Here is a 24,483-nt window from a genome sequence, read left to right on the forward strand (position 1 = left end):
CGACGCGGCATCGGCAGTTCCTTTGTGTCCTACTCCCGCCGCGAGATCGTCGACGCGATCCGCTACCTCGACCACAACAGCTGCACGCGGCTGACGCTGCCGGCCCGGATCCCGCCCTGGTCTACCTCGGCTCAGTTACTCGGCTCCGAGCTGCCATCCGGCGCTTACGTGTTCGCCACCGAGGCCGATGGGCGTACGCCGCTGGTGCCCGACACCGCCACGCAGCACTTCGGCCCCATGGCAGCGACTCGGTGCTACACGCGCTGCGGCAATACTCGGCTACCGAGCTCATCGCCGCGGGCGTCGACGCGAGGACCTGTTTGAATGATCGCAGAGGCGAGCGGAGGCGGCACGATGGCGCTGGACGGCACGGTTCTGGTGGGACGCCAGAAGGAGTTACGACGTCTGGTGTCCGCAGTGACCCGCCCGCCCGCCGTCGTCGTGGTGGAGGGCGAGGCGGGCATCGGCAAGAGCCGGCTCGTCGCGGAGATGGCCGCGCATCCGGAACTGGCCGGCCGGCTGCTACTCACCGGCGCATGCCGGCGCATCCGCGAGCCGTTCCCACTCGGCCCGGTCGTGGAAGCGCTGCGCGGCACCGGCGCGGCACTCGCGACGGCCGAGCTGTCGCCGGTCGCCGGCGCGCTGCGCGGGTTGCTGCCTGAGCTGGCGGCGGTGCTGCCGCCTCTGCTGGAGCCCCTGGACGACCGAGCGGCCGAGCGGCACCGGCTGTTCCGCGGCCTGGCCGACGTGCTGGGCGCGCTCGGGCCGGCGGTGCTGGTCGTGGAGGACCTGCACTGGGCCGACGACCAGACGATCGAGTTCCTGGCCTACCTGCTAGCCGTAGCGCCGGCCACGGCGTCGGTTGTGGTCACCTACCGGGGTGAGGAGGCCACAGCCGACATCAGGGAGATGACGGGACGGCCGGCCGACGCCGTCGTGCGCGAGCACCTCGTGCTGGAGCCACTCGACTCCGAGCAGACCCGCGTGCTGGCGGCCGCGATCCTGGAGGAGGAGGGGGTCACCACCGAGTTCGGCGCCCACCTGTACACGCTGTCATCGGGGCTGCCGCTGGCCGTACAGGAACTGCTGGCGCTGCTGCGCTCACGCGGCGCGCTGATCCGGCTGCGCGGCGGCCGGTGGGCGCGCCGGGCGCTGGAGGAGCTGGACGTGCCGCGCGGGGTGCGCGACTCGGTGCGTGAGCGGGTGGCCAGGCTGCCCGAGGTGGCGCGCGGGGTGGCCGAGGCAGCGGCGGTGTTGCAGGTGCCGGTGGCCGTACCGGCGCTGAGGGAGGTGGCTGGCCTCGCCCAGGCGGAGTTCGTGGCCGGGCTGGACGAGCTGCTGGTGTCCGGTTTGCTGACCGAGCGGGACGGGCTGGTGGTCTTCCGGCACGTGCTGGCCGCTCAGGCGGTGTACAGCGGGATCCCGCTGGGTCGGCGGCAGGACCTGCACGAGCGCGCGTCGGCCGCCGTGCGCGCGGTGGAGCCGGTGCCGCTGGGGCAGCTGGCGCACCACCTGCGCCGCGCCGGGCTGCTGGCGGAGTGGGCGGGGATCGCCGAGCGGGCCGCTGAGCAGGCGTCGGCTCTCGGCGACGACACGGAGGCGGTACGGATCCTGGAGGACGTGCTGCGCAGCGCGCCTTTGGAGCCGGAGCGGCGAGGAGAGCTGGCCGTACGCCTGGGCTGGGCGGCGGCCCAGGTGCTGCGGCCTCCGGCCGTGGTCGACCTGCTCTCCGACGCCCTGGAGTCGGCCGGTCCTGGCCTGAAGCGGGGGCAGCTGCACTTCCTGATCAGCATGTTGCACGAACGGCTCGGCGGCGACCCCGCCGTGCAGCGCCACGCCCTCGCGGCCGCGGTCGAGGACCTCGGCGAGCGCCCGGACCTCGCGGCCTGGGTGATGGCGGCGCTCGGCCGGCCGATGGATCCCACCGTGTCCGTGGCCGAGCACGCTCGCTGGCTGGACCGCGCGCTGGAGACCGTGCCCGCCATCGGCGATCCGGTCGCCGAAGTCTTCGTGCTGGGGAAGGTCGCGATGTCGCTGATCTGCATCGGCGACCCACGCTGGGCGGAGCTGGCCGGCGACATCCGGCGGCGGACCGGCGACCGGCCCCGGCACCGCCAAGAGGTCAACGCCTACCGGTCCATCGCGGAGAACGCCTGCTGCGCCGGGCACTTCGAGATAGCCGACCGGCTGCTGGCGGCCGCCACGCTGGGTGCCGCCGAGGACGGCGAGCCGCTCGCCAGGTGCCGCCTCGTCGGCCTGCTGCTGGCCTACGGCCGGGGCCGGTGGGAGGGGCTGGACGACCATGTGGCGGAACTGCTGGAGGAGTACGACGGGCGGCCGTCCGACCGCATCACCGCCGAGACTGTCGCGGCCTGCCTGGCCCTGGCGCGGGGCGACCTGGACACCGCCAGGCGCGACCTGCCCGATGTTGTACGGCGCACCATCACGCTGGGTGGATACGAGCTGCTGCCGCTGTCGGTGACCGCGTTGCTGCGGCTGTCGGCGGAGCCGGGCGAAGCCCGGGCAGCGATCGAGGTGTGGGACACCAAGGGGTTGTGGCCGCTGTCCGTACGCGTGCTGCCCGCGCTGGCCGCCGCGATGGATGGGACCGGCGGGCATGACGAGGCCGTCGCCCTGGTCGCCCGGCTCTCGGTGACGCTGGACGGACTGGACGCCCCGCTGGCCGCCGCCGCCCTGACGCACGCGCGTGCCCAGCTGAGCGGCGACGGCCGGGAGTTCGCCGCGGCGGCCGACGCCTATGACCGGCTGGGCGCGCCGTACGAGGCGGCGCAGGCGCGCGAGCAGGCGGCCGAGGCGCTGTTCGGGGCCGGGGACCCGGACGCCGGCGAGAGCCTACGCGCGGCGCACGCGGCCTACCTCGAGCTAGGCGCCCGGTGGGATCTGGACCGCGCGGCGCAGACAGCGCGCAGGCACGGCGTGGCGGTGAAGGGGCGCCACCCGGGCGGCCCGAACGGTTACGGTCCCGCGCTGTCGCCCCGGGAACGCGAGGTGGCCGAGCTGGCAGCCGCCGGGCTGACCAACCGGGAGATCGGCAAGGAGTTGTTCCTGTCCCCCAAGACGGTGGAGAAGCATCTCAGCGCCGTGCTGCGCAAGCTGGGGCTGCGCTCCCGCGCCGCGCTTGGGGGCTCGGGCGCGCTGAATGGGGGATCTGCCCCATAGTCCCGGCGTACCCGCGACGACGAGGCTTGCGGCATGTCCGAATCCGACGACCCGGGTGATCCGAACCCGGACGACGCAGAGCCCGCCCCCACCCCGGAAGAGGCTCCGGAAGAGCCCCCGGACGGGTTCGAGCCGGTCTGACACCACCCATCCCCCGCACCCGAAGGGCTAGTTCCGCATGTCTCCACGCAGATCCCGCGGCCCGTCGCTCCTGGCGGCCTCGATCATGGTGCTCGGCACCCTGGTCGCGCCGAGCGCACCTCCCGCGCTGGCCGCCCCAGCCCCCCAGCCCCCCACGCCCGGTCCGATTCCCCTGGCCGGGCTGAGCCCGGGCTCCAAGACGATCACCCTGGTCACCGGCGACGTCGTCAGCCTCGTCGAGGCCGGCGGCGGCAAGTACGCCGTGAAGGCCGAGGCCACGCCCCGCCCCGACGGCACGCGGGCGCTGCTGTCCACGCTGGCCACCCCGAAGGGGGTCTACGTCACCCCCACCGACGCCATGCCGGCCATCCAGGCGGGCCGCCTGGACCGGGAGCTGTTCAACGTCACCTACCTGGCCGAGAACGGCTACACCGACGACAAAACCGAGCAATTGCCGGTCATCGTGCAGTACCCCGCGCAGCGCAGCGACGCGTCCGTCGCCGCCGCGGCCCGGGCGATCCCGGCCAGCGAGCCCGCCCTCACCCTGGAGAGCGTGAACGCCTCCGCGGTCAAGGTCACCAAGGCTGAGGCGGGCACGTTCTGGCAGGCGGTGCGGGCCGTACCCGCGAAGAAGGACGCGAGTGGCTTGGCCGGGCTGGCCAACACGCCGGACACGCTGCGCGGCGACATCGCCAAGGTGTGGCTGGACCGCAAGGTCAAGGCCGACCTGGACGTCAGTGTGCCGATGATCGGCGCGCCGCAGGCGTGGGCCGGCGGGCACGACGGCACCAGCGTGAAGGTTGCCGTCCTGGACACCGGCATCGACGCCACCCACCCCGATCTGGCCGGCAAGGTCGTCGCCAGCAAGTCCTTCATGCCCGGCGAGGACGTCAAGGACGGGCACGGGCACGGCACCCACGTGGCCTCCACCGTCGCCGGATCGGGCGCGGCGGCGAACGGCAGGTACAAGGGCGTCGCCCCGGGTGCCCAACTGATCATCGGCAAGGTGCTCGACAACTCCGGCTCCGGCACCGACTCGGGTGCCATCGAGGGCATGGAGTGGGCCGTCGCCAGCGGCGCCAAGGTGGTGAGCATGAGCCTGGGCAGCAGCCCCACCGACGGCACCGACCCCGCGAGCCAGGCGGTCAACGCGCTGAGCGCCTCCAGCGGCGCGTTGTTCGTGATCGCCGCGGGCAACTCCGGCGCCGCCGGCGCCGAGACGGTCTCCTCCCCCGGTACGGCCGACGCCGCGCTGACCGTGGCCGCAGTCGACAAGGAGGACAAGTGGGCAAGTTTCTCCAGCCAGGGGCCGCGCTTCGGTGACGGCGGGCTCAAGCCCGACATCGCCGGCCCCGGCGTGGCGATCACCGCCGCGCGTGCCGGGGGCACCATGATGGGCACCCCGTTCGACGAGCACTACACAGCAGCCAGCGGTACCTCGATGGCCACGCCACATGTCGCAGGAGCTGCGGCGATCCTGGCCCAGCAGCACCCGGACTGGACCGGCCAGCAGATCAAGGCCGCGCTGATGTCGACGTCCAAGGACAACGACATCAGCGTGTACAAGCAGGGCGCGGGCCGGGTCGACGTGGCCAGGGCGTACACCCAGCAGGTCTTCGCCACCACCACGGGGCTCGACTTCGGCGCCCTCACGGAGGAGAGCGGGCCCGCGAGCCGGGACCTGACCTACACCAACCTGAGCGGGCAGCCGGTCACCCTGACCCTCACCGCTGGCCTGCGCAAATCGGACGGGAGCGTGGTGGAGGGCGCGCTCAGCGTGGCCGCCGCGACCCTGACCGTGCCCGCCTCGGCGACCGCGACGACCACCGTCAGCCTCGACTCCAAGGGACTGGCTCTGGACACCTACACGGGCGTGGTGACCGCAGCCGCCGACGGCGTCCAGCTGCGCACCCCCGTCGGTGCGGTGCGCGAGGCGCCCAAGGCCACGCTCACCATCCACACCCTGGGACGGGACGGCAAGCCGTACAGCCCCTGGGGCCAGGACACCATCGACGTGTCCGGCGGCAAGGGCGTCATCGGCGGCACCCTGCTGAGCAAAGTGGGGACCACGGTCACCCGCGTCCCGCAGGGCGTCGTCAGCGTGACGCAGGGGCTGACCTGGGTCGGCGGCGACGACCGGCACAACCTGGCCTTCCTGTTCCAGCCCGAGATCACCGTCACCGGCGACACGGAGATCACGCTCGACGCCCGGAAGCTGTCCGAGGTGCGCTTCACCACCCCGCAGCCGGCTGAACCGCTGAACAACTCCCCCACCATGGCCTACCAGCGGACCGTGTCCAACGGCACCTCCTACATGGGTGCCATCTCGACGAACACGCCGATCGGCTCGTGGGCCCGGCTGTGGGCCCTGCCCACGAAGACGGTCACCAAGGGCGGGTTCCGCTTCCACACCCGTTTCACCCTCGGCCGGAGCGAGGTCGCCATGAGCGTGCGCAAGCCGCGCGCACCTGCCCTGCACCCGGCGGCCCCAATGCACGGCTTCGACGTCTACGGGAATCACCTACAGCAGGACATCTTCCCTGACTTCCGGCCGTTCACCGGCACCCGTGATCTGGACGTCGTCGACGTCGGCGAGGGCAGGCCCGAGGACATCGCTGGCCGTGACCTGCGCGGCAAGCTCGTCCTCATGGAGGCGCCGACGTCGGCGGGCCTGTTCGGCGACGTCTGCGGAGCCCAAATCGAGCGGATCGGCCCAATCCGCGACGCGGGCGCGGCCACGATCGCGCACTTCCCGAAGCCGGGGAGCAACTGCGCGATCCCGCTCGGCCTCGTGCAGAAGCCGTTCACCGGCTCCCCTAAGCCGGTCGGCATCCCCAACGTGTCTCTGCCTTCCCGCGAGGCGCTCGACCTACGCGAGCGGCTCAGCGGCGGGGAGCGGCTAACCATCCGGGTGACCGGCACCGAGGAGTCGCCCTACACCTACACCTTCGCCCCGTACGAAGAGGGCCGCGTGCCCCGCTCGCTGCACTACACCTTCACCGAGCGGGACCTGGCCCGGATCGACATGGACATCCACACCGTCGCACCGCAGCGCTACAGCGACTGGCGGTACGCGTGGAAGACCGACGACCTCCTCCCGCTGGTGTCGCAGCCCTCGGAGTGGGGCACCCCCAGGCTCACCCTGCAGGAACGGCGTGACTGGGTCGGACCGCTCGACCCCGAGGTCGTCAGCTCGCACGGCATGTGGGAGATACCCGATCCGCTGAGCTTCTCCGATGCGCGACCGCAGTGGGCCCTGGAGGTGTTCGACAAGCCGATCCGCACCCGGCAGTCGTGGCTGACCGCCCCCTTCACGCCCGGCGCCGCGACCGGCCCGGACAGCCTCTACAAGCTCGCCAAGCCGGGCACGAACCTCGGCTGGAGCTTCCGGTGCATGATCTGTGTCCAGGGCGACAGCCTGTGGGCGGAGTTCGAGCTCAGCAACGGCTCGCCTGGCACAAGGCAGTACAATTCCGACTACTGGGCCAACCCCTTCGAGCCCGGCATCGACGTCAGCCTATTCCGGGACGGCAAGGAGATCCCGCGCACCCCGGTCTCCGGTACCGACGTCCTCCCGCTCTTCACCCTGCCGGAAGGCCCGGGCAGCTACCGGCTGACCGCCAAGAACGCCCAGCACGACACCGAGTGGACCTTCACCACCCCGGTGACGGCCGACCCCCTGCCCGGATCGTTCTGCTCCCTCGAAATGCTGTACGGCACCGCCAAGCCCTGCAAGCCGGCCCCGGTCGTGTTCGTCAGCTACGACCTGGGCGACACCCTGGACGCCGCCAACAGCGTGCGTGCGGGCCGCACGCACACCTTCACCGTCTCCCCCTATCACTCCCCGTCCGCCTCCAAGATGCCCGACATCGCCGGCCTGAAGCTCTGGGCCAGCACCGACGACGGCGCCACCTACACCCCCGTCACCGTCAAGCGTGACAAGGACGGCACCTACACGGCGAAGGCCCGCTACGGGGCCGCCAAGGGCGCCGTCACCCTGAAGGTCGAGGCCTGGGACGAGGCAGGCAACACCATCAAGCAGACCACCGTCCGCGCCTTCACCCTGAGATAACCGTGGCGGGCCTTTCCCCGAAGGCGGGCGACAGCTCCGGCCAGCGCCCGCCCGTGCACAGCGCGGGCGGGCCGGCGGTCGGTGGGCGCGGGCAGCGTGACCACCGGCCGCCGTTCAGGGAAAGGCCCGTCCACACGTCGATCCACTCCTGTGGCGCTTGAAATACGATTCCGGCCCTGAGCTGCAGTCTCCTGAGTCAAGCGGCGTGTTGGTACTCGCCGATCAGCCCGGCAGAACCCGTGGTCATCTCCTGGGACGATCACGGCCGGCCACCTCACTGAGCCTGGAACCGCTCGACCGGCCCCACCGCCACCGCGTTTACCGGGATCTCCAGAAAGGAAAACGACGGACTGCGCGGCCCCGGTGACCTCCACCCCGGGCGGCCTCAGCCGTACGAGAAACCGAGACCTGCGGCGATCGCAGGACGGACCACGCAAGCTGCGACACGCAACGGTTCATCCGCAGCGTCCCGCGTTGAACCCGTGCCTGGTAGGCGGTCAGATCGTTTGGGCGAGGGGTTCGGCAAACGCCGCTGCGGCCCGCAGAGCGGGCGGGGTGTCGATGGACCCCACGCACACGCCCAGGTCAGACACGCCTCAATCGACTACGCAATGCCCCTGGGATTCGCCCTACGGCCGTGGTCGGAGCATTCACCCGATAGCCATCGCCCTCGCCGTCACTCGCCCTGTCGCCGGGTCGGCTGTTCGGCCGGGGGTCCTGGCGGCCGAGGGGTGAGGGCGGTCAGGCCGAAGGCGCCGGCCTGCCGGGGCGCGGAGAGCGCGGGGTCGGCGGAGGCGGTCAGGCACAGGACGTCGGGCCGGAACACCAGCCGGCCGGTGGCGACGGCGTACGGGCCGGCGGCGTAGAGCTGGCAGTCGATCACCAGCAGCGGGGCACCGACCGCGACGTCGAGCTCTTTGGCGAGCGTTTCGGTGGCAGCCTCGGCGGTGATGGTGTGGTCGCTGCGGGTGAGACGGATGTTCTCCTCGTCGCGGAGAGCGGTCACAAGCCGTCCGCTTGACCGGATCTGCGCATACTGAGAGCAGCGATAGGCCCACGGGCTGTTGATCGGGCTTATGGTCGCTCAATAAACGGAGGTCGACATGCGTTGGCTCATGATTCTGATCATCGTGTTGGCGGTCATTGCAGCGGTCTGGCTGTGGCGCCGTTCCCAGAAGGCCTCACTCGACGTCGACGGGCAGGTTCGTAACCGGCAGGCGTCGACTGAAGCCCGCAGGCGACTTGACGAACACCGCAACCCGAGTGACGGTAGCCCCGGCAGCGGCGCCGGTGGGGTCGGTGGTGTCTGGTAATTCCCCGTGGGGCCCAGCTGGTCCTACAGAGTCGTTTGCCCTGTCTTCCCGCCCCTCGACCTCGAAGACGAAGACGACACGGGCTTCGGCCGCGTGATCGGCCACGTTCCAGACCCCGCCGAAGCGTTGGAGCTAGCGGAGCGGGACACTGGGGCCTCCCCGGATCGGTGGGTCAACCACGGGGTTGCCGGAGAGGACTATGCGGACTCGCGCGGCCACCGCCCCCATGCTTGGGGCTTGCCGCACGGACCCGGCGCGCCCTCCCTGCGCCGCGCTGCTCGGGCGCGGCGCGGCCGGCAGCCGGCGACGAACCTCCACCATTCTCTGAGCTATCCCGTCTGCGGCGGCCTGGGCTCCCCGCTCTCCGCGCCAGCCGCCGGGCGTGTTGCGTGGCCGGAGTCGGAGCGCCAGCGGAGCGACGGACGCGCGCCCAGGCGGCGGCGCGTGCGGCCCGTTCAGGGCCGCCTTGAATCCAGAGAACGAACAATTCGGCAAGTGACCCGGGTAGCCACCTAAAACTTGACCAGCGGTCAAGCAGCGCTAGCCAGGTTCAACTTGACTGATCCTGATCCCCAAGAACGGCGAAGGGCCGACCCGATGTCCTGATCAGCCCTTTGACCTGCGTCGGGACGGCCGGATTCGAACCGACGACCCCTTGACCCCCAGGACGCTTCGCCACACGTCCACGCACGTCACGCACGCTGTCCCCAAGATCAGGCCATGTAGTCGACAGCATGCCGGCCACCATCGCGCACGACGTGTGGTCCCCACCTGGTCCCCGGGCGCTGGCACGCTCCGGCGACCGCAGCACGCGGTTTAGGAAGTGTGGACACGGCCGGTGGTCGCGGGGCGCTGATCTGCTTGACCTGCGCCGCCATGCCGACCGCCACGTCCAGGAGCTGACCGCGCACCCGCCGGTCGCGGAGGAGAGAATGTAGTTTGACCGAGAGATCGAGGCGCAAACCGCCGTTCAGGCGAAGTAGAGAACGTCAGGAATTTCCTGATCGTCTGGATCCTCGGAGAGCAAGGGACTGGACGCTCCGGGTGGGACGGTTACTTCGGCCCAGTACACCCGGCCCGCGACCACATAGTCGGTGTCTCGCGTTCGGTCCACCAGGTACATCGTCGCGCTTGGCCACCACACACCCAAGCGCTCCGCCTCGGCGGTCTGCCGAGCCTCTGGGGCCGCCCGAAGATGCAGCTCCGAATAGGCATCAGACAAACAAATGCGCGAGACATCCTGGAAGAGGAGATCGAAGACCCGCAGCGGTTCGTCGCCCTCCGGATCTCCAATTAACCCCCGCAAAAGCAACTTGCTGTGTCCCACCGAGATCGCCCACGGCATAAACCGGCCGGCAACCGACAAGGGCAAACTGCCAGAGATAACCTTCCAACGAACCACTCGTACCTCGCTCTTCCTGCCTCACCCGCGCGAGGACCCTACGTCTCGAGCTGGGTTGAGTTCCAGCAGGGACTGTCTCGCTAAGGGCTCTGTCTCACATTCGGTGGTGACAGTCCGTAGCGACGTCGCAGAGCGTGCGGTGAGTCTCTGATGCCGGCATTGGACTGGCTGATCTTCTCGGAGAGAGCTGCAGATAGAACCCGGCGCCCCTTTTGCCGCAACCTGAAACGGTTTTGACAGGCGTTTGTCCGAGCGGTTGGCCAGAACTGACCCGCGACTCCTGAAGACGGGCACCGGAAGGTGATCTGGTCAAAGCGCCGGCCCACCACCCCGCCGGTCAACGGCCTGTCGTTCGGCGGCGGCCCTCCGAGCTTCCCGCCTTCCGCGCCAGCCGCCGGGCATCAGGCGACAGGTGGTGCCGGGAAATACATAGCTAGCCTTACATGAGTCGATGATTGACGTTCCCGCTCCCCTGTGTCTCGGTCCGGTAGCTGGGCAATGCCCGAGCGTCGACCAAACCGGAGTGGGAGAAGGAGAAGTCCGTGACGTCGCCGTAGGAGAGCGCCTCGGTCGCGGCCACCAGTGCATACGTGGGTTTGCGTCCGCCGATCCCGGGGTCGAAGCGGGCCTGGCGCCAGGTGGAGACCTCACCGGGCTACCTCAGCGCACCGGGTCGTCGGACCTCGGTGGCAGGTGACGGGCGAGGAGTTGGGCCAGGTGCTCACCGGAACGGTCGGCGAGCGTGTCGAGCTGGGTGCGGCAGCTGAATCCATCGGCGAGCACGACAGCGTCGGGTGCCGCCGCACGTACGGCGGGAAGCAGGTCGTGCTCGGCGACGGCGACCGAAACCTCGTGGTGGCCCCGCTCGACACCGAAGTTGCCGGCGAGACCGCAACATCCGCCGAGTCGCTGGACCTCGGCGCCGGCCCGCTCCAGCAACGCCGCGTCGGTGTCCCAGCCCATGACCGCGTGATGGTGACAGTGCGGCTGGGCGACGGCGGTGGCCCCACCCAGTTCCGGTGGCGTCCAGCCGGGAGTGGCGGTCAGCAGCTCCGCCAACGTGCGGGTGGCCGCCGCGACCTCCACGGCGGCGTCCGCGTCCGCGCCGTCGAGCAGTTCGAGGGCGTCGGACCGCAGCACCGCGGTGCACGACGGTTCCAGGCCCACCACCGTCGCGCCGGCCCGTACGTGCGGGGCCAGCGCGTCAACGGTGGCACGGACCTGCCGACGGGCGCCGTCGAGCTGGCCGGTGGAGATCCAGGTCAACCCGCAGCAGACGGGTTTCCCGGTCACGAGCACCCGGTAGCCGGCATCCTCCAGCACCGCCACAGCCGCCTGCCCCACCTCGGGTGAGAAGGCGTCGGTGAAGGTGTCGACGAGCAGGACCACGTCTCCGTGCCGCCCCTGCGACGACTGCCCACGCCGCGCGAACCAGCGCCGGAACGTCGTGGTGGCGAAGTTGGGCAGGGTCCGCCGGGCGTCCACCCCGGCGGACCAGGTGATGAGCGGGTGCAGCACCCTCGCGCGCAGCATCGCGTTGACCACGCCGGTCACGGCCGGTACGCGAGTCGCCAGCCGCGCCCAGCGCGGCAGCCAGCCGAGGACGTAGTGCGACCGGGGGCGGATCCGCCTGCGGTACCGCTGGTGCGTCGCCTCGGCCTTGTAGGAGGCCATGTCCACACCGGTCGGGCAGTCCGCGGAGCAGCCCTTGCAGGCCAGGCACAGGTCCAGCGCGTCGTGCAACGCCTCGGAACGCCAGCCGTCCGGTCCGAGCCGTCCGGAAACCACGTCCTGGAGCACCCGGGCCCGGCCCCGGGTGGAATCCTTCTCGTCCCGGGTCGCCAGGAACGACGGACACATCACGCCGCCTGACCCCGTCGTGTCGGCGCGGCACTTGCCGACACCCGTGCAACGGTGAACGGCCATCGACAGGTCGCCCCGGTCGTGCCGGTAGGCGAGCGCGAGGCTGGGCAGCTCGGTGCGGCGCAGCGGCGGCGCGGCGGCAACTCGCACGTCCGCGTCCAGGGGCGCCGGCCGGACGATGACCCCCGGGTTGAGCACGTCGTGCGGGTCGAAGACCGCCTTGACCCGCTCGAACAGCGCGATCGCGTCGGGCGAGTACATCAGCGGCAGCAGTTCACCGCGGGCACGCCCGTCGCCGTGCTCGCCGGACATCGACCCGCCGTGCCGGGCGGCCAGCGCACCGGCGGCGTGGAGGAAGTCCTTGAAGACCTTCGTGCCGTCGGCGGCGGTCAGCGGGAAGTCGATGCGGATGTGCACGCAGCCGTCGCCGAAGTGCCCGTACGGCACCCCGGTCAGCCGGTAGTCGGCCAGCAGCGCCTCGAACTCGCGCAGGTACGCCCCGAGCCTCTCGGGCGGTACGGCGGCGTCCTCCCACCCCGCGTGGGCGGGCGCGCCAGCGGGCGTACGGCCGGAAAGCCCGGCCCCGTCCTCCCGGATCCGCCACAGGGCCGCCGCGTGGGCGGGATCGGTGACGACCATCGCGTCGAGTGCGCCCGCCTCGGCGGCAAGCCGCCGCGCCGTGTCCACCACCGCGGACCGCTCGTCGCCCGCCAACTCCACCAGCAGCCAGCCGTCGCCGCGCGGCAGACCCGGCACCACGGCGTCACCCCGGCGGGCGCGTACGACGTCGACGATCCGCCCGTCCAGGCCCTCGCAGGCGATCGGGGCGTACGGCAGGATGGCCGGCACCGCGTCCGCGGCCTCCGCCATGGACGGGTAGCCGAGCGCCACCAGGACGCGCACGGGGGCGTCGCGGACCAGGCGGACGCGGGCGGCGAGGGTGAGGGCGAGGGTGCCCTCGGAGCCGACGAGCGCGCGGGCCACGTCGAAGCCCCGCTCGGGCAGCAGGTGTTCGAGAGAGTATCCGGAGACCTGCCGACCGAACCGGCCGAGTTCGGTCCTGATCGTGGCCAGGTTTCCCCGGACCAGTCGCCGGAGGTCGGTCAGCAGCGACGAGTCGTCGGTCGCCCCGTCGATCGCGCCGAGACGCAGCCGCTCGCCGGTGCCGGCCACCACGTCGAGGCCGAGGACGTTGTCGCTGGTGCGGCCGTACCCCAGGGCCCGCGACCCGCAGGCGTTGTTGCCGATCATCCCGCCGAGGGTGGCGCGGTTGTGGGTCGACGGGTCGGGGCCGAACCGCAGGCCGTACGGGGCCGCCGCCCGTTGCAGGCTCGACTGGACGACACCCGGTTCGACCAGCGCGGTCCGGGTCTCCGGGTCGACCTCCAGCACCCGGTCGAGGTGCCGACTGGTGTCCACGACGATGCCGGGGCCGACCGCGTTGCCGGCGATCGAGGTGCCGGCGCCGCGCATCGTCACGGCAACCTGGTGCTCGGTCGCGACGGCCAGTACGGCCAGCACCTCGTCGACGTGCCGGGGCAGGACGACCACTTGCGGCGGTACCCGGTACAGGGACGCGTCGGAGGAGTAGAGCGACCGGCGCAGCGGGGAGTCGTCGGCCTCGGCGACGCCAGCGCGGCGCAGCGCGTCGACTAGGTCGCGGCTGGCCACCGGGTCCGGCGTCCGGCGTGGACCTCCCCGCGTCGTGTCGGTCGAACTCGTGCCCATATCTACCCCCGTTCGGTTGCCGCGGCCAACGCCCGCTCCACCACGTGCTCGGCGATGGCCAGCGAGGACGTCGCCGCAGGTGAGGGGGCGTTGCGTACCGCGACGACCCGTCCCATGATCTCGATTCGGAAGTCGTCGACGAGGTCGCCCCGCCGGTCCACGGCCTGGGCGCGGACGCCGGCCGGGGCGCGGACCAGGTCGGCGGAGGTCAGCTCGGGGACGTAGTGCCGTGCGGCGGCGACGAAGCGGCCCTTGAGCAGCGATCCGAGCATCTCCTGCGCGCCGGTGCGCCAGTGCCGCGCGGCCAGCCGCGCGAATCCCGGGTAGCCCAGTGTCGCGAGCAGGTCGCCGAGGCGGACGTCCCGGCGGCGGTAGCCCTCGCGGGCCAGGGCGAGTACGGCGTTGGGGCCGACGTCGACGGTCCCGTCGATCCGGCGGGTGAGGTGGACGCCGAGGAACGGGTACCGCGGATCGGGTACCGGGTAGATCAGGCCCCGCACCAGCGACGACCGCTCCGGCCGCAGGCGGTAGTACTCGCCGCGGAAGGGCAGGATCCGCGGCGAGGGGTCCCCGCCGGCCAGGGTGGCGAGCCGGTCGACGTGCAGCCCGGCGCAGAGGATGACCTGCTCGGCCACGACGTCCTGCCCGCTCGTGGTGGCCAGCACCACCTTCTCGCCGCGCTGGGCGATCCCGGTCACGGCGGTGCCCAGGCGGACCTCGCCGCCGAGCCGGGCCACGTCGGCGGCGAGGGACCGGGCGACCTGGCCGAAGTCGACGACGGCGGTGTGCGGCGACAGGAGGGCGACCCTGCCCCGTACGTGGGGTTCCCGGTCCCGCAGGCCGTCGGGTCCCAGCAGCTGCACGCCGGGCACGCCATTGGCCCGCGCCCGCGCGAGCAGGTCGGCCAGCCGGGCCTCCTCCGTCGCGTCCCGCGCGACGATGGCCTTGCCCAGCTCCTGGTAGGCGATGTCGTGCTCGGCGGTGTACTCGCGCAGCAGCGCGACCCCGCGCCGGCACAGGGTCGCTTTCAGCGACCCCGGCTGGTAGTACACGCCGGCGTGCACCACACCGCTGTTGTGGCCGGTCTGGTGCAGGCCGACCTGGTGTTCCTTCTCGAGCACGACGACGGAGCTGCCGGGGCGACGGATCAGCACCTCCCGGGCGACCGCCAGCCCGACGATCCCCGCACCCACCACGACGCAGCTCATCACGACACCTCCCTCGCGGTCAGCGGCCCGTTCAGCCGCCCGTTCCGGCGCACCGGCAGGCCCCGGTCGTCCCCACCGGCCGCGTCGCGCAGCTCGGCGGGCAACAACGCCGCGGGCCAGCCCTGTAGCGCCGAGGGGCGCAGCCAGCGTCGGATCGCGGTGGCGCCGACGCTGGTGGTGCCGGACGCGGTGGAGGCGGGGTAGCCGCCGCCGTGGTGGGTCGCCCAGCCCACCCGCAGCCCGCTGGTCGGCTGGTTCCACACCACCCGGCCCGCCCGGTCCACCAGGACGGGCAGCACGTCGCGAGCGTCGGGCAGGTCGCCGTCGGTGGCGTACACCCCGGCCACCAGCGAGGACGGGAGGGCGGCCAGGGCGGTACGCAGCTCCGCCACGGACCGGTAGCGCACCAGCACGGCGTACGGGCCGAAGCACTCGTCCCGCAGGTCCGCGTTGGCGTCGTCCAGCAGGCTCACCACGGTGGTGGCCAGCAGCACCGGGGACACCGGGCTGCGGTCACCCGCGCCGGTCGCGGCGGCGTCGCCGCTGAGCACCTCGACCCCGTCCAGCGCCGCCCGCCTCGCGGTGCCGGCCGCGTACGCGGCGGTGATCGACGGGTTGAGCAGCACCGGGCGCGGCGCGTCCAGCATCCGCTGGCGCAGCCGGTCGGCGAGGTCCTCCGCGTCGTCGGGCAGGAAGACCAGGCCGGCCTTGGTGCAGACCTGGCCGCCGCGGGCGAGCATGGAGGTGACGAGCGGCTCGATCACCCGCTCCGGCGACCGGGCGGCGTGCGGCAGCACGACGGCCGGGTTGACGCTGCCCAGCTCGCCGTAGAACGGGATCGGCAGCGGGCGCGCGGCGCACAGGTCGAACAGAGCTCGTCCGCCGCCGACCGATCCGGTGAACCCGACGGCCGTGATGTCCGGGTGCGTGACGAGCTGCGCACCGGCCTCGAACCCGCTGACCATACCGATCACGTCCGGACTGACCCCGGCCGCCGCAGCCGCCGCCCGCAGGGCGGACAGCACGGCCCGGCAGGTACGCGGGTGCGAGGGGTGCTCCTTGGCCACGACGGGACACCCGGCGGCGAGCGCCGAGGCGGTGTCCCCGCCGGCGACGCCGTACGCGAAGGGGAAGTTACTGGCGCCGAAGACCGCGACGGGCCCCAACGGCCGCAGCCAGCGCATCACGTCTCCGCCCGGGGCGGTGTCGACGGTTGCCTCCAGGTACGAGCCCTCCCGCACCACACCGGCGAACATCCGCAGCTGGTCGGCGGTGCGGGTCACCTCGGCATCGAGCACGTCCGGGTCGAGGGCGGTCTCCGCCGCGGCGGTGGTCACCAGGTCGGCGCGGGCCCCTTCCAGGTGCCCGGCCATCGTCTCGAGCAGCCGGGCGCGTGGCTCGCGCCCGACATTGGTGAACCCGGGTGCCGCGCGGCGGGCGCGCTCGACGACGTCCGCGACGTCGCCGAGCCCGTCGAGCTGGTCATCGTGCGTCATGTGGGACCCCCATCCTGTCCTCGGGGTGTCGGTCGGCCGGTGCCGAGAGGGCCAGCACCTGCTCCCGGGTGGGCATCGACGCCTGCGCGCCGGGCACGGTCACGCTGAGCGCCGCCGCCCGTACGGCGAACGCGGCGGCATCGACCAGCGGGTGCCCGTCGGCGAGGGCGTCGGCGAGGGCCCCGCAGAAGCAGTCCCCTGCCCCGGTGGTGTCCACGGCGGTGACCGCGGGCGGTTCGAGATGGCGGACGGTGTCGCCAGCGACGACGAGGGCGCCGTCGCCGCCGAGGGTCACGACCACCGCGGCGCAGGGCAGCCGCCGGGCCAGCGCCGCCACCTCGTCCACCGTGGCCGGCGGCTGGGCCGCGCACAGCTGCGCGAGCTCGCCCCGGTTCGGTACCAGCACATCCACCCGCCGCAGCAGTTCCGGTGGCAGCGGTACGGCCGGCGCCGGGTTGAGTACGAAGGTGCCGCGGGTGGCGGACGCGGCGGCCAGAACGGCGTCGACGGGGATCTCCAGTTGCGCCAGGACGACCTTCGCCCCGGCCAGCTCGTCGTGCGCCCGGCGGACCAGGTCAGGGTGCACGGCCCCGTTGGCGCCGGGCGAGACGACGATCGAATTCTCGCCGGACGGGTCGACGAAGACCACCGCCTGGCCGGCAGGCCCCTCCACCGTGGCCAGCCGGTCGATGTTCACCCCCTCGGCCGCGAGCTGCCTGGCCAGGCCCGCGCTGACCTGGTCGGAGCCGACGGCCCCGACCAGGGCGACGGACCGCCCGAGCCGGGCCAGCGCCACCGCCTGGTTGGCGCCCTTGCCGCCGCCGAGCCACAACGGTGATCCACCGTGGATCGTCTCGCCCGGTCGGGGCAGCATGTCGACCTCGATGCGCAGATCGGCGTTGACGCTGCCGACCACGACGACGTCCGGTCGGTTCCCGCTCATGCGTCGGCCTCCGCCCGCTGCCCGCGCAGCCGGTCGTGGGCGCCGTCCATCAGCACCGGCCGGCCGGGCAGCAGAGCCTTGGGCAGCGAGACACTGACCGTGTACGCGGGGTTGACCAGGTTGCCGATACGGGCCGAGCAGCCCTGCGAGACCAGCTGGTAGGCGTCCTGCGGCGCCAGCTCACAGCTCTCGGCCACCCAGCGGACAAGGGTGTGCACGGCGACCCGTACGGCGTCCTCCAGCGGCCGGCCGACGCCGACGGCGATGATCTCGTCGTCGGTCTCCATCCGGGGCCAGTCGACGTCCCGGGCCGCGAGGTGCTCCTCCGCCAGCACCGCGGTCCGCAGCCGGGTCACCATGGCGCCTTCGACCGCAGTGCCGGCGAACTCGCCGTCGCCCTGGGCGAAGTGGCCGTCGCCGAGGTAGAGCATCGCGCCGTCCACGTTGGCGCGCAGGTAGAGGGTGGTGCCGGCGGCGAGCGCCGGCACGTCGAGGTTGCCGCCGAATGCGTCCGGCACAGCGCTGGTCCGTACCTCGCCGTGTGCCGGCGCCACCCCCATCGTCCCGTGGAACGGGCGCAGCGGCACGGCCAGCTCGCGGCCGTCGGCGGTGCGGGTCCGCACCGCGCCCGCTGCCGCGTCGACCGACCAGATCCACACGTGTTCCGACGTCTCCGGCTGCAGGTTGGGGCTCAACCGGGTGCCGGAGAGCGCCCCGAAGCTGGGCGACATGGTGGACACGCCCCAGTCCCGGGCCGGGGTGAGTTCGAGCAGGTGGATCGCAACGACATCCCCGCGCCGGACGCCGCGCAGCTCGATCGGCCCGGTGAGCGGGTTCACCCGCGGGAACGGCGCGACCTCACGGGGCCGGCCGGTGACCGAGTTCAGGCGTCCCGCGAAGCAGTCCTCGGTGAACACCTCGATCTCCGCACCGACCTCGACGGCGGCGATGGGGGGCAGCCCGCCGACGGTGAAGGCGAACCGCTCCGGCGCCGGGTGGATACGGGTCATGTACGGCTCCTCGGGTCGTGCAGCGACGTCACCACGTCGACGAACCGGTCCAGGTCGTCCCGGTGGATGCTGTGCCCGGCGTGCGGCACGACGACCACCGACTCCGCGCCGACCGCCGCGCGCAGCGCCGCGACGTCCGCCGCCGGGACGAACCGGCTCTCGCCGGGCAGCACCCAGCGGGTCGGCACGGCGGCGGCGACCTGGGCCGCGGCGCCGCGCAGGTCCCAGGGGGCGTTGCCGGCGAACGCCGTCCGGGCCCCGTCCCAGTTCACCTGTTCGAGGCTGAGCACCTTGCCGGCGGCGTCCAGCCGGGTCCAGTGCGGGTTCAGCGCCAGGGTTCCCTCGATGTCACGAGGCAGGTGCGCACGGTCGTACGCCAGCGACGCCGTGGGCGCCTCCCGGTCCGGCTGGTGGGAGACCGGGTCCTCGAGGACCAGCGCCCGGGGCCGGAACACGCCACGCAGCACGCCCTCCTGGGCGAGATAGCCGCCGAACGAGTGCCCGATCAGCACGTCCGGCTGCGCCGGCACGACGGCGGCAAGGTCCGCCAGCAGCGTCTCCGTGTCGTACCCGTCGGCGGTCTTCGGGCTCTCACCGTGCCCCCGCAGCTCGGGGGCCAGCACCCGGTAGCCGAGCGCGGCCAGCCGCGGCCCGAGCCGGGCCCAGGAGCTGGAGTTGGCGGTGATGCCGTGCAGGCAGACGCAGACCGGGCCACCCGCCGCGCCCCACGTCGCGACGTTGAGCGGTACCGGGCCGGCCGTGCTCATCGCCGGTCCCCTGCGGTCCAGGACACCATCTGCTGCCACAGCGGGGCGTAGCCGTCCCAGTCGACGAAGGTCGGCGGCGCCCAGTGCGGGCCGCAGTCGGAGGTGAAGGCCAAACCGCGTCCCCGGCCGTGGTCCCAGGCCACCACCAGCGGATCTGCGTCGACGGTGACGACCACGTCGGCCTCCGGGCGGGGCTGCACGACGTTGTAGCCGAGCAGGTCCGGCCAGGGGCCGGTGACGCCGGTGATCGCCGGGTGCTCCGGGAGCTGGACGGCGGGCGTGACCCCGGCGGGACGCTCGGCGCGGTCGTCGTACGGATGCATGGTCACCGGCAGGGCGTCCTCGATGGCGCTGCCGGCGTAGCGGGCCTTGGCGTCGATGCCCTGGAAGGTGAGGTAGCCGCCGACCATGATGACCCCTCCCCCGCCGTGGACCCAGTCCCGCAGCACGGCGAGGCGGTCCGGCCGCGGCACCGACTTCGTGAAGGTCTCCGGGTGCAGCAGGAAGGTGTTGGCGCCGACGTCGCTGATGATCACGCAGTCGTAGGCGTTCAGCTCCTCCACCGTGCTCGGGAAGTCGGTGGCCGCGACGTGCGCCGGTTGGTAGGTGACCTGCCAGCCGCCGTCTTCCAGGGCCTGCCGCAGCCAGCGCACCCCCTCCGCGTACTCGGTGGTGGTGAAGCTGTCGAAGCCCTTCTGGTGGATGCTGTGGACGGTCCAGGACTCACCGGCGATGAGGACGGATTTGCGGGTCACGGTAGGAATTCCTTTCGGCGCCAGGAAGGTGCTGTGCGAAGTGGGTTCGGTGCGGCGTCAGGGGGCGAGCCGGCGGAGGCTGTCGACCAGCGCGTCCCGCACGGCGGCGGCGTCCAGCCGGATCACCACGTCGACGTTGGCGGGCTCGGGGCTGCGCCCGCCGAGGTCGATGACCGTCCGCCCGTACGTGTGCCGGCCGGCCAGCTCGACGTCGGCGCGGACCCGCACCAGCTCACCGAGCGTGGGGTCGGCGGCGTACAGGACGGCGCACGGGTCGTTCAGCGGTACCGGGGTGGGCCCGAGGACGTTGCTGCGGTGGGTGGCGCGCAGCGACTGCATCAGCTCCACCGCCAGGGCGGCGGCGTCGCCGGGCAGTTGCGCAACCCGGGAGACGAGGTCCTCGTCGACGGGTACGGCGGTGCTGGCCTCGGTGGGCAACACGGTGACCGGCACGGGGGCCGAGTAGACGACCGCCGCCGCCTCCGGGTCGCACCACACGTTGAACTCCGCGGCCGCGGTCTTGCCGCCGAGGCCCCAGGCGCCGCTGAGGGTGATGATCCGGGCCAGATCGTCGGCGACGGCCGGGTGCTTGCGCAGCGCCGTGGCGACGTTGGTCAGCGGTCCGGTGGCGACCAGCACCGCGCCGGGCCGGGCCCGCACGGTGTCGATGATCAGGTCGACGGCGTGGCGCGGGTCGAGGGCCACTGCCGGCAGGTCCTCGCGGGCCCGGTCCAGCCCCTGCTCCAGGTCGAGAATCCCGGCGAGCACCTGGTCCCGGACCAGCGGCAGCGCGCCGCCGCGGCTGACCGGGACGGTGGCGCCGGCAGCGGCCACGGCGATCGCCGCGTTGCGGGCGGTCTGCTCCGCCACCAGGTGACCGGCCACGGTCGTGACCGCCAGAAGGTCAAGTCCGGGGTGCCCGACGGCCGCGAGGATGGCCAGCGCGTCGTCGTTGCCGGGATCGCAGTCGTAGACGATGGGGGTGCTCACGATGTTGCCTTCACTTTCCTCTTGGCACGCACGCGCCGCAGCACACCCGCCTTGGACAGGCTCAGCGCGACGATCGCGGCGATGTAGGGCAGCGCCAGGACCAACTGGTTGGGGATGGCGCCGCTCTGCAGGCGGTCACCGGCCGCCCCGGCGGCACCGAACAACGCGGACGCGGCGACCGAGCCGCCCGGGGTGGCGCCGCCGAACAGCATGGCCGCCAGCCCGAGGAAGCCACGCCCGCTGGTCATGTCGGGCAGGAAGAAGTGCAGGGTGGCCATGGACAGCTGCGCGCCAGCGAGCCCGCCGAGCACCCCACTGAACAGCACCGCGGTCAGGCGTACCCGGGGCACGTTGATGCCGGCGGCGCGGGCCGCGGCCTCGTCCTCACCGGCAGCGCGCAGGGCGTAGCCGAGCGGCGTGCGGTAGAGCACGATCGACGATACCGGCACGAGCAGGATCGCCAGGTAGACGATGACGCTCTGCCCGTTCAGCGCCGGCCCGAGGACCGGGATCGCCTCCAGCCAGTCGGCCTCGACCCGCCACAGCTCGGGGAAGCTGTCCGGCCGCAGGCCGCCGGGGTTGTGGTAGACCCGCTCGAGCAGGAACACCGTCACCCCCGCCGCCAGCAGGTTGATGCCGAGACCGGCGACCAGCGGGTCGGCGTGCAGGATCAGGGTCACCACGCCGAACACCAGGGCCATCAGCAGGCCGGCGAGCAGGGCCGCGACCAGCGCGACGGCGACGCTGCCGGTGGCCTGTCCGACCGCGATCGCCACGAACGCGGCGGTCAGCATCATGCCCTCGACGGCGACGTTGAGAATGTTGGCCCGCTGGGTGAACATCGCCGCCAGCGCCGCCAGCAGCACCGGGGTGGTCGCCAGCAACGCGGCGTACAGGAACTGGTTCATGCCCCGGCCTCCTTCTGCACCCGGGCGCGGTGCCGACGACGGAACTCGACGGTCATCAGGACGACGAGCAGACCCGTCAGCAGGCTGACGAGCGAGCGGGGCACGTCCGTGGTGATCTGCATGTAGGCGGCGCCATTGAGCATGGCCGCGTAGAACAGGCTGGTCAGCAGCACCGCCACCGGGTGCAGCCGGGCCAGCAGCGCCACGGTCAGCGCGATGAGTCCGAATCCCGGGGAGAAGTTCTGCTCGAAGCGGTGGCCGATGCCCAGGACGTAGATCGCGCCGGCCAGCCCGGCGAGGCTGCCGGAGACCAGCATCGCGCGGATGATCTGGCTCTTGGCGCGTACGCCCACCGCCTCGGCGAACCGCAGGTTGCTGCCGGCGGCGCGCAGTTCGGCCCCCCACGGGGTGCGGAACAGCACCAGCCAGGCCACCGGCACCATCAGCAGCGCGATCAGGAAGCCGATGTTGGCGGTCGGCAGGCCGGGAATCTGCGGCAGGAACGACTGCGGCGGCAACAGCCTGCTGGTGGCGCCGTAGGCGGTCGGGTCCCGCAGTGGCTTGCTGACCAGGTAGCTGGTCAACAGCAGGGCGATGAAGTTGAGCATCAGCGTGGTGACGACCTCGTCCACGTTCAGCCGGACCTTCAGCTGTCCGGGGATCCAGGCCAGGACCGCCCCGGCCGCCATGCCGGCAACCATGGAGATCACGATCAGCGGCACGGCGGGAAGCGTGGGCAGCGACAGGGCCACCGCGGCGGCGCTGATCGCGCCGACGTACAACTGTCCTTCCGCGCCGACGTTGAAGATGCCGGCCCGGAACGAGAAGACGATCCCGATGGCGATCAGCAGCAGCGGCGCCGTACGCATCAGCAGGTTACCGACGTTCGCGGGGCTGGAGAAGTTGCCCAGGAAGAGCTGCTCATAGGCGAGCACTGGGTCGTCGGAGACCACGACGACGAGCAGGAAACCGAAGACCAGGGTGAGGACCACCGCGATCAGCGGGCGGCGCGACGCGGACCACGTCTCGCGTACGCGTCGGCGCAGGGCGTCCCCGCGGGTCTCCAGGTACGCGTCGGCCGCGACCGCCGTCGTCGGGTCAGTTGTCGTGCTCATGCCTCCACCTCCGCTCGGCCGCCACTCATCAACAGGCCCAGCCGGGTCTCCGTCGCGTCTGCGGCGTCCAGCACGTCGACGATGCGGCCACGCAACATCACCCCGATCCGGTCGGAGAGCGCGAGCACCTCGGACAGTTCCGACGAGATCAGCAGGACGGCGCAGCCCTGCGCCGCGGCGGCGAGGATCTGCCGGTGGACGAACTCGCTCGCCCCGATGTCCACCCCGCGGGTGGGCTGGGACACGACAAGGACCCGTGGTTCCCGGGCGAGCTCGCGGGCGAGCACCACCTTCTGCATGTTGCCGCCGGACAGCGTCCCGACCGGGGTCTCCGGTGCGGCGCCACGGATGTCGTAGCGCCGGATCTGCTCGGCGGCGAAGCGGCGAAGCGCCGCCTGGGAGATCAGGCGACGGCGGACCAGCCCGGCACGGCCGTAGTTCGACGCGGCGAGGTTCTCCGCCACCGACATCGTCGGGCTCAGGCCCCGGTCCAGCCGGTCCTCCGGGATGAAGGCCACCCCGGCACCGCGGCGCCGGCCCGCCGACCAGCCGGTGATGTCCGTGCCGTCGAGGGTGACCCGGCCGGAGATGACGGGGCGCAGGCCGGTCAGCGCCTCGGCGAGTTCGGTCTGCCCGTTGCCCTCCACGCCGGCGATGCCGAGCACCTCGCCGGGCCGGATGCCGAAGGTGACGTCCTCCAGCACCGCGCGCCCGGTCGCGTCGACGCTGGTCAGGCCCGCGACCTCCAGGTGGTCGTCGCCGCGCTCGGTGCGGGGCGGCACCTGTTTGCGCTCGGCGAGGAAGACCGCCCGGCCCACCATGAGGTCGGCGATCTCCGACTCGGAAAGCCCCGCGTTGTCGCGGGTGCCGACGCTGCGGCCGTGCCGGATCACGGAGACCCGGTCGGCCACCGCCTTGACCTCGCGCAGCTTGTGGGTGATGAACAGGACGGTGCGGCCCCGGTCACGCAGCACGTCGATGACCTTCATCAGGTCGTCGACCTCCGCGGGCGTGAGCACCGCGGTCGGCTCGTCCAGGATGAGGATCTCGGCGTCGAAGGCGAGCGCCTTGATGATCTCCACACGCTGGCGCTGCCCCACGGTCAGTTCCCGTACCCGCTGGTCGGGGCGCAGCTCGAAGCCGTACCGGCTGATCAGGTCCGCTGCGGCGTGCCGCATCGCCGCGCGGTCGACGACGAGGCCGCCCCACCGGCGGGGCTGCCGGCCGAGGAAGATGTTCTCGGCCACCGACATCGACGGCACCAGGGTGAAGTGCTGGTGCACCATGCCGATGCCCAGCCGCGCCGCCTCCGCCGGACCCGCGATGCCCACCGGCCGGCCCCGGAGGCTGATCGTCCCGGCATCCGGCTGGTGGATGCCGGCCAGGATGTTCATCAGCGTCGACTTGCCCGCGCCGTTCTCGCCGCAGATCGCGTGGACCTCCCCGGCGGCGACCGCCAGGTCGATGGAGTCGATTGCCACCTTGCTACCGAACGTCTTGCGGATCCCCTGCAGATGCAGGATCGGGTGATCCGCGGTGGAGGCGTCCATATGGCTTCCTTAGCTTTGGCACGATCAGGCCGCGGCTCCGGC

At 72.3% G+C, this 24,483-nt stretch carries 16 protein-coding genes; 3 read left to right on the forward strand and 13 right to left on the reverse strand.

Going from position 1 to position 24,483, the window contains the following annotated elements:
* Positions 1-324 precede the first annotated feature (324 nt).
* Both GA0070608_RS34065 and GA0070608_RS28205 read left to right on the forward strand, forming a co-directional pair.
* Positions 325-3,180: a helix-turn-helix transcriptional regulator gene (locus GA0070608_RS34065; RefSeq protein WP_218107602.1), complete on the forward strand. Its 2,856-nt coding sequence runs from the start codon at positions 325-327 to the stop codon at positions 3,178-3,180.
* A gap of 178 nt (positions 3,181-3,358) precedes the next feature.
* Positions 3,359-7,393 carry a S8 family serine peptidase gene (locus tag GA0070608_RS28205; protein WP_218107603.1) on the forward strand — a complete coding sequence of 1,345 codons (4,035 nt, stop codon included), beginning with the start codon at positions 3,359-3,361 and terminating at the stop codon, positions 7,391-7,393.
* Between the two features lie 676 nt (positions 7,394-8,069).
* Here GA0070608_RS28205 and GA0070608_RS28210 read toward each other — a convergent pair.
* Positions 8,070-8,471, reverse strand: a complete 402-nt coding sequence (locus GA0070608_RS28210) for a UTRA domain-containing protein (protein WP_091632016.1) — start codon at positions 8,469-8,471, stop codon at positions 8,070-8,072.
* Between the two features lie 25 nt (positions 8,472-8,496).
* Here GA0070608_RS28210 and GA0070608_RS32320 point away from each other — a divergent pair, with 25 nt between their 5' ends.
* Complete coding sequence (locus GA0070608_RS32320) at positions 8,497-8,706, forward strand: protein BatD (protein WP_141719573.1); 210 nt, start codon at positions 8,497-8,499, stop codon at positions 8,704-8,706.
* 970 nt (positions 8,707-9,676) lie between these two features.
* Here the strand turns inward: GA0070608_RS32320 and GA0070608_RS28215 are convergent.
* From GA0070608_RS28215 to GA0070608_RS28270, 12 genes are all read right to left on the reverse strand, one after another.
* Entirely contained in the window at positions 9,677-10,108 is a 432-nt protein-coding gene (locus GA0070608_RS28215; RefSeq protein WP_141719574.1) for a hypothetical protein, read from the reverse strand.
* 660 nt (positions 10,109-10,768) lie between these two features.
* Positions 10,769-13,642, reverse strand: coding sequence for an FAD-binding and (Fe-S)-binding domain-containing protein (locus GA0070608_RS28220; protein WP_245715982.1), 2,874 nt, complete (start codon positions 13,640-13,642; stop codon positions 10,769-10,771).
* A gap of 59 nt (positions 13,643-13,701) precedes the next feature.
* Complete coding sequence (gene lhgO / locus GA0070608_RS28225) at positions 13,702-14,907, reverse strand: L-2-hydroxyglutarate oxidase (protein ID WP_091632027.1); 1,206 nt, start codon at positions 14,905-14,907, stop codon at positions 13,702-13,704.
* A complete protein-coding gene (locus GA0070608_RS28230) occupies positions 14,907-16,403 on the reverse strand; it encodes an aldehyde dehydrogenase family protein (protein ID WP_091632030.1) in 1,497 nt (498 codons plus the stop codon). The genes lhgO and GA0070608_RS28230 overlap by 1 nt, the downstream gene beginning before the upstream one ends.
* On the reverse strand, positions 16,390-17,346 hold the full coding sequence (locus GA0070608_RS28235) for a ribokinase (protein WP_091632034.1): 957 nt from the start codon (positions 17,344-17,346) through the stop codon (positions 16,390-16,392). The genes GA0070608_RS28230 and GA0070608_RS28235 overlap by 14 nt, the downstream gene beginning before the upstream one ends.
* Positions 17,343-18,356, reverse strand: coding sequence for an acetamidase/formamidase family protein (locus GA0070608_RS28240; protein ID WP_091632037.1), 1,014 nt, complete (start codon positions 18,354-18,356; stop codon positions 17,343-17,345). The genes GA0070608_RS28235 and GA0070608_RS28240 overlap by 4 nt, the downstream gene beginning before the upstream one ends.
* On the reverse strand, positions 18,353-19,123 hold the full coding sequence (locus GA0070608_RS28245) for an alpha/beta fold hydrolase (protein WP_091632041.1): 771 nt from the start codon (positions 19,121-19,123) through the stop codon (positions 18,353-18,355). Before GA0070608_RS28245 ends, GA0070608_RS28240 begins: the two co-directional genes overlap by 4 nt.
* On the reverse strand, positions 19,120-19,878 hold the full coding sequence (locus tag GA0070608_RS28250) for a glutamine amidotransferase (protein WP_091632046.1): 759 nt from the start codon (positions 19,876-19,878) through the stop codon (positions 19,120-19,122). Before GA0070608_RS28250 ends, GA0070608_RS28245 begins: the two co-directional genes overlap by 4 nt.
* A gap of 57 nt (positions 19,879-19,935) precedes the next feature.
* Positions 19,936-20,868 (reverse strand): nucleoside hydrolase, encoded by a 933-nt coding sequence (locus GA0070608_RS28255; protein ID WP_176733877.1) that lies wholly within the window; start codon positions 20,866-20,868, stop codon positions 19,936-19,938.
* Positions 20,865-21,776: an ABC transporter permease gene (locus GA0070608_RS28260; protein WP_091632054.1), complete on the reverse strand. Its 912-nt coding sequence runs from the start codon at positions 21,774-21,776 to the stop codon at positions 20,865-20,867. The genes GA0070608_RS28255 and GA0070608_RS28260 overlap by 4 nt, the downstream gene beginning before the upstream one ends.
* Complete coding sequence (locus tag GA0070608_RS28265) at positions 21,773-22,891, reverse strand: ABC transporter permease (RefSeq protein WP_091632058.1); 1,119 nt, start codon at positions 22,889-22,891, stop codon at positions 21,773-21,775. Before GA0070608_RS28265 ends, GA0070608_RS28260 begins: the two co-directional genes overlap by 4 nt.
* Entirely contained in the window at positions 22,888-24,441 is a 1,554-nt protein-coding gene (locus GA0070608_RS28270; protein WP_176733878.1) for an ABC transporter ATP-binding protein, read from the reverse strand. The genes GA0070608_RS28265 and GA0070608_RS28270 overlap by 4 nt, the downstream gene beginning before the upstream one ends.
* Positions 24,442-24,483 lie beyond the last annotated feature (42 nt).

It is taken from the genome of Micromonospora peucetia (assembly GCF_900091625.1).
In the GTDB taxonomy this organism is placed as follows: Bacteria; Actinomycetota; Actinomycetes; order Mycobacteriales; family Micromonosporaceae; genus Micromonospora; species Micromonospora peucetia.

Coding starts and splice junctions, on each gene's coding strand:
- GA0070608_RS34065 (WP_218107602.1), top strand. CDS start 325: ATGATCGCAGAGGCGAGCGGAGGCGGCACGATGGCGCTGGACGGCACG.
- GA0070608_RS28205 (WP_218107603.1), top strand. CDS start 3,359: ATGTCTCCACGCAGATCCCGCGGCCCGTCGCTCCTGGCGGCCTCGATC.
- GA0070608_RS32320 (WP_141719573.1), top strand. CDS start 8,497: ATGCGTTGGCTCATGATTCTGATCATCGTGTTGGCGGTCATTGCAGCG.
- lhgO (WP_091632027.1), bottom strand. CDS start 14,907: ATGAGCTGCGTCGTGGTGGGTGCGGGGATCGTCGGGCTGGCGGTCGCC.
- GA0070608_RS28230 (WP_091632030.1), bottom strand. CDS start 16,403: ATGACGCACGATGACCAGCTCGACGGGCTCGGCGACGTCGCGGACGTC.
- GA0070608_RS28235 (WP_091632034.1), bottom strand. CDS start 17,346: ATGAGCGGGAACCGACCGGACGTCGTCGTGGTCGGCAGCGTCAACGCC.
- GA0070608_RS28240 (WP_091632037.1), bottom strand. CDS start 18,356: ATGACCCGTATCCACCCGGCGCCGGAGCGGTTCGCCTTCACCGTCGGC.
- GA0070608_RS28245 (WP_091632041.1), bottom strand. CDS start 19,123: ATGAGCACGGCCGGCCCGGTACCGCTCAACGTCGCGACGTGGGGCGCG.
- GA0070608_RS28260 (WP_091632054.1), bottom strand. CDS start 21,776: ATGAACCAGTTCCTGTACGCCGCGTTGCTGGCGACCACCCCGGTGCTG.
- GA0070608_RS28265 (WP_091632058.1), bottom strand. CDS start 22,891: ATGAGCACGACAACTGACCCGACGACGGCGGTCGCGGCCGACGCGTAC.
- GA0070608_RS28270 (WP_176733878.1), bottom strand. CDS start 24,441: ATGGACGCCTCCACCGCGGATCACCCGATCCTGCATCTGCAGGGGATC.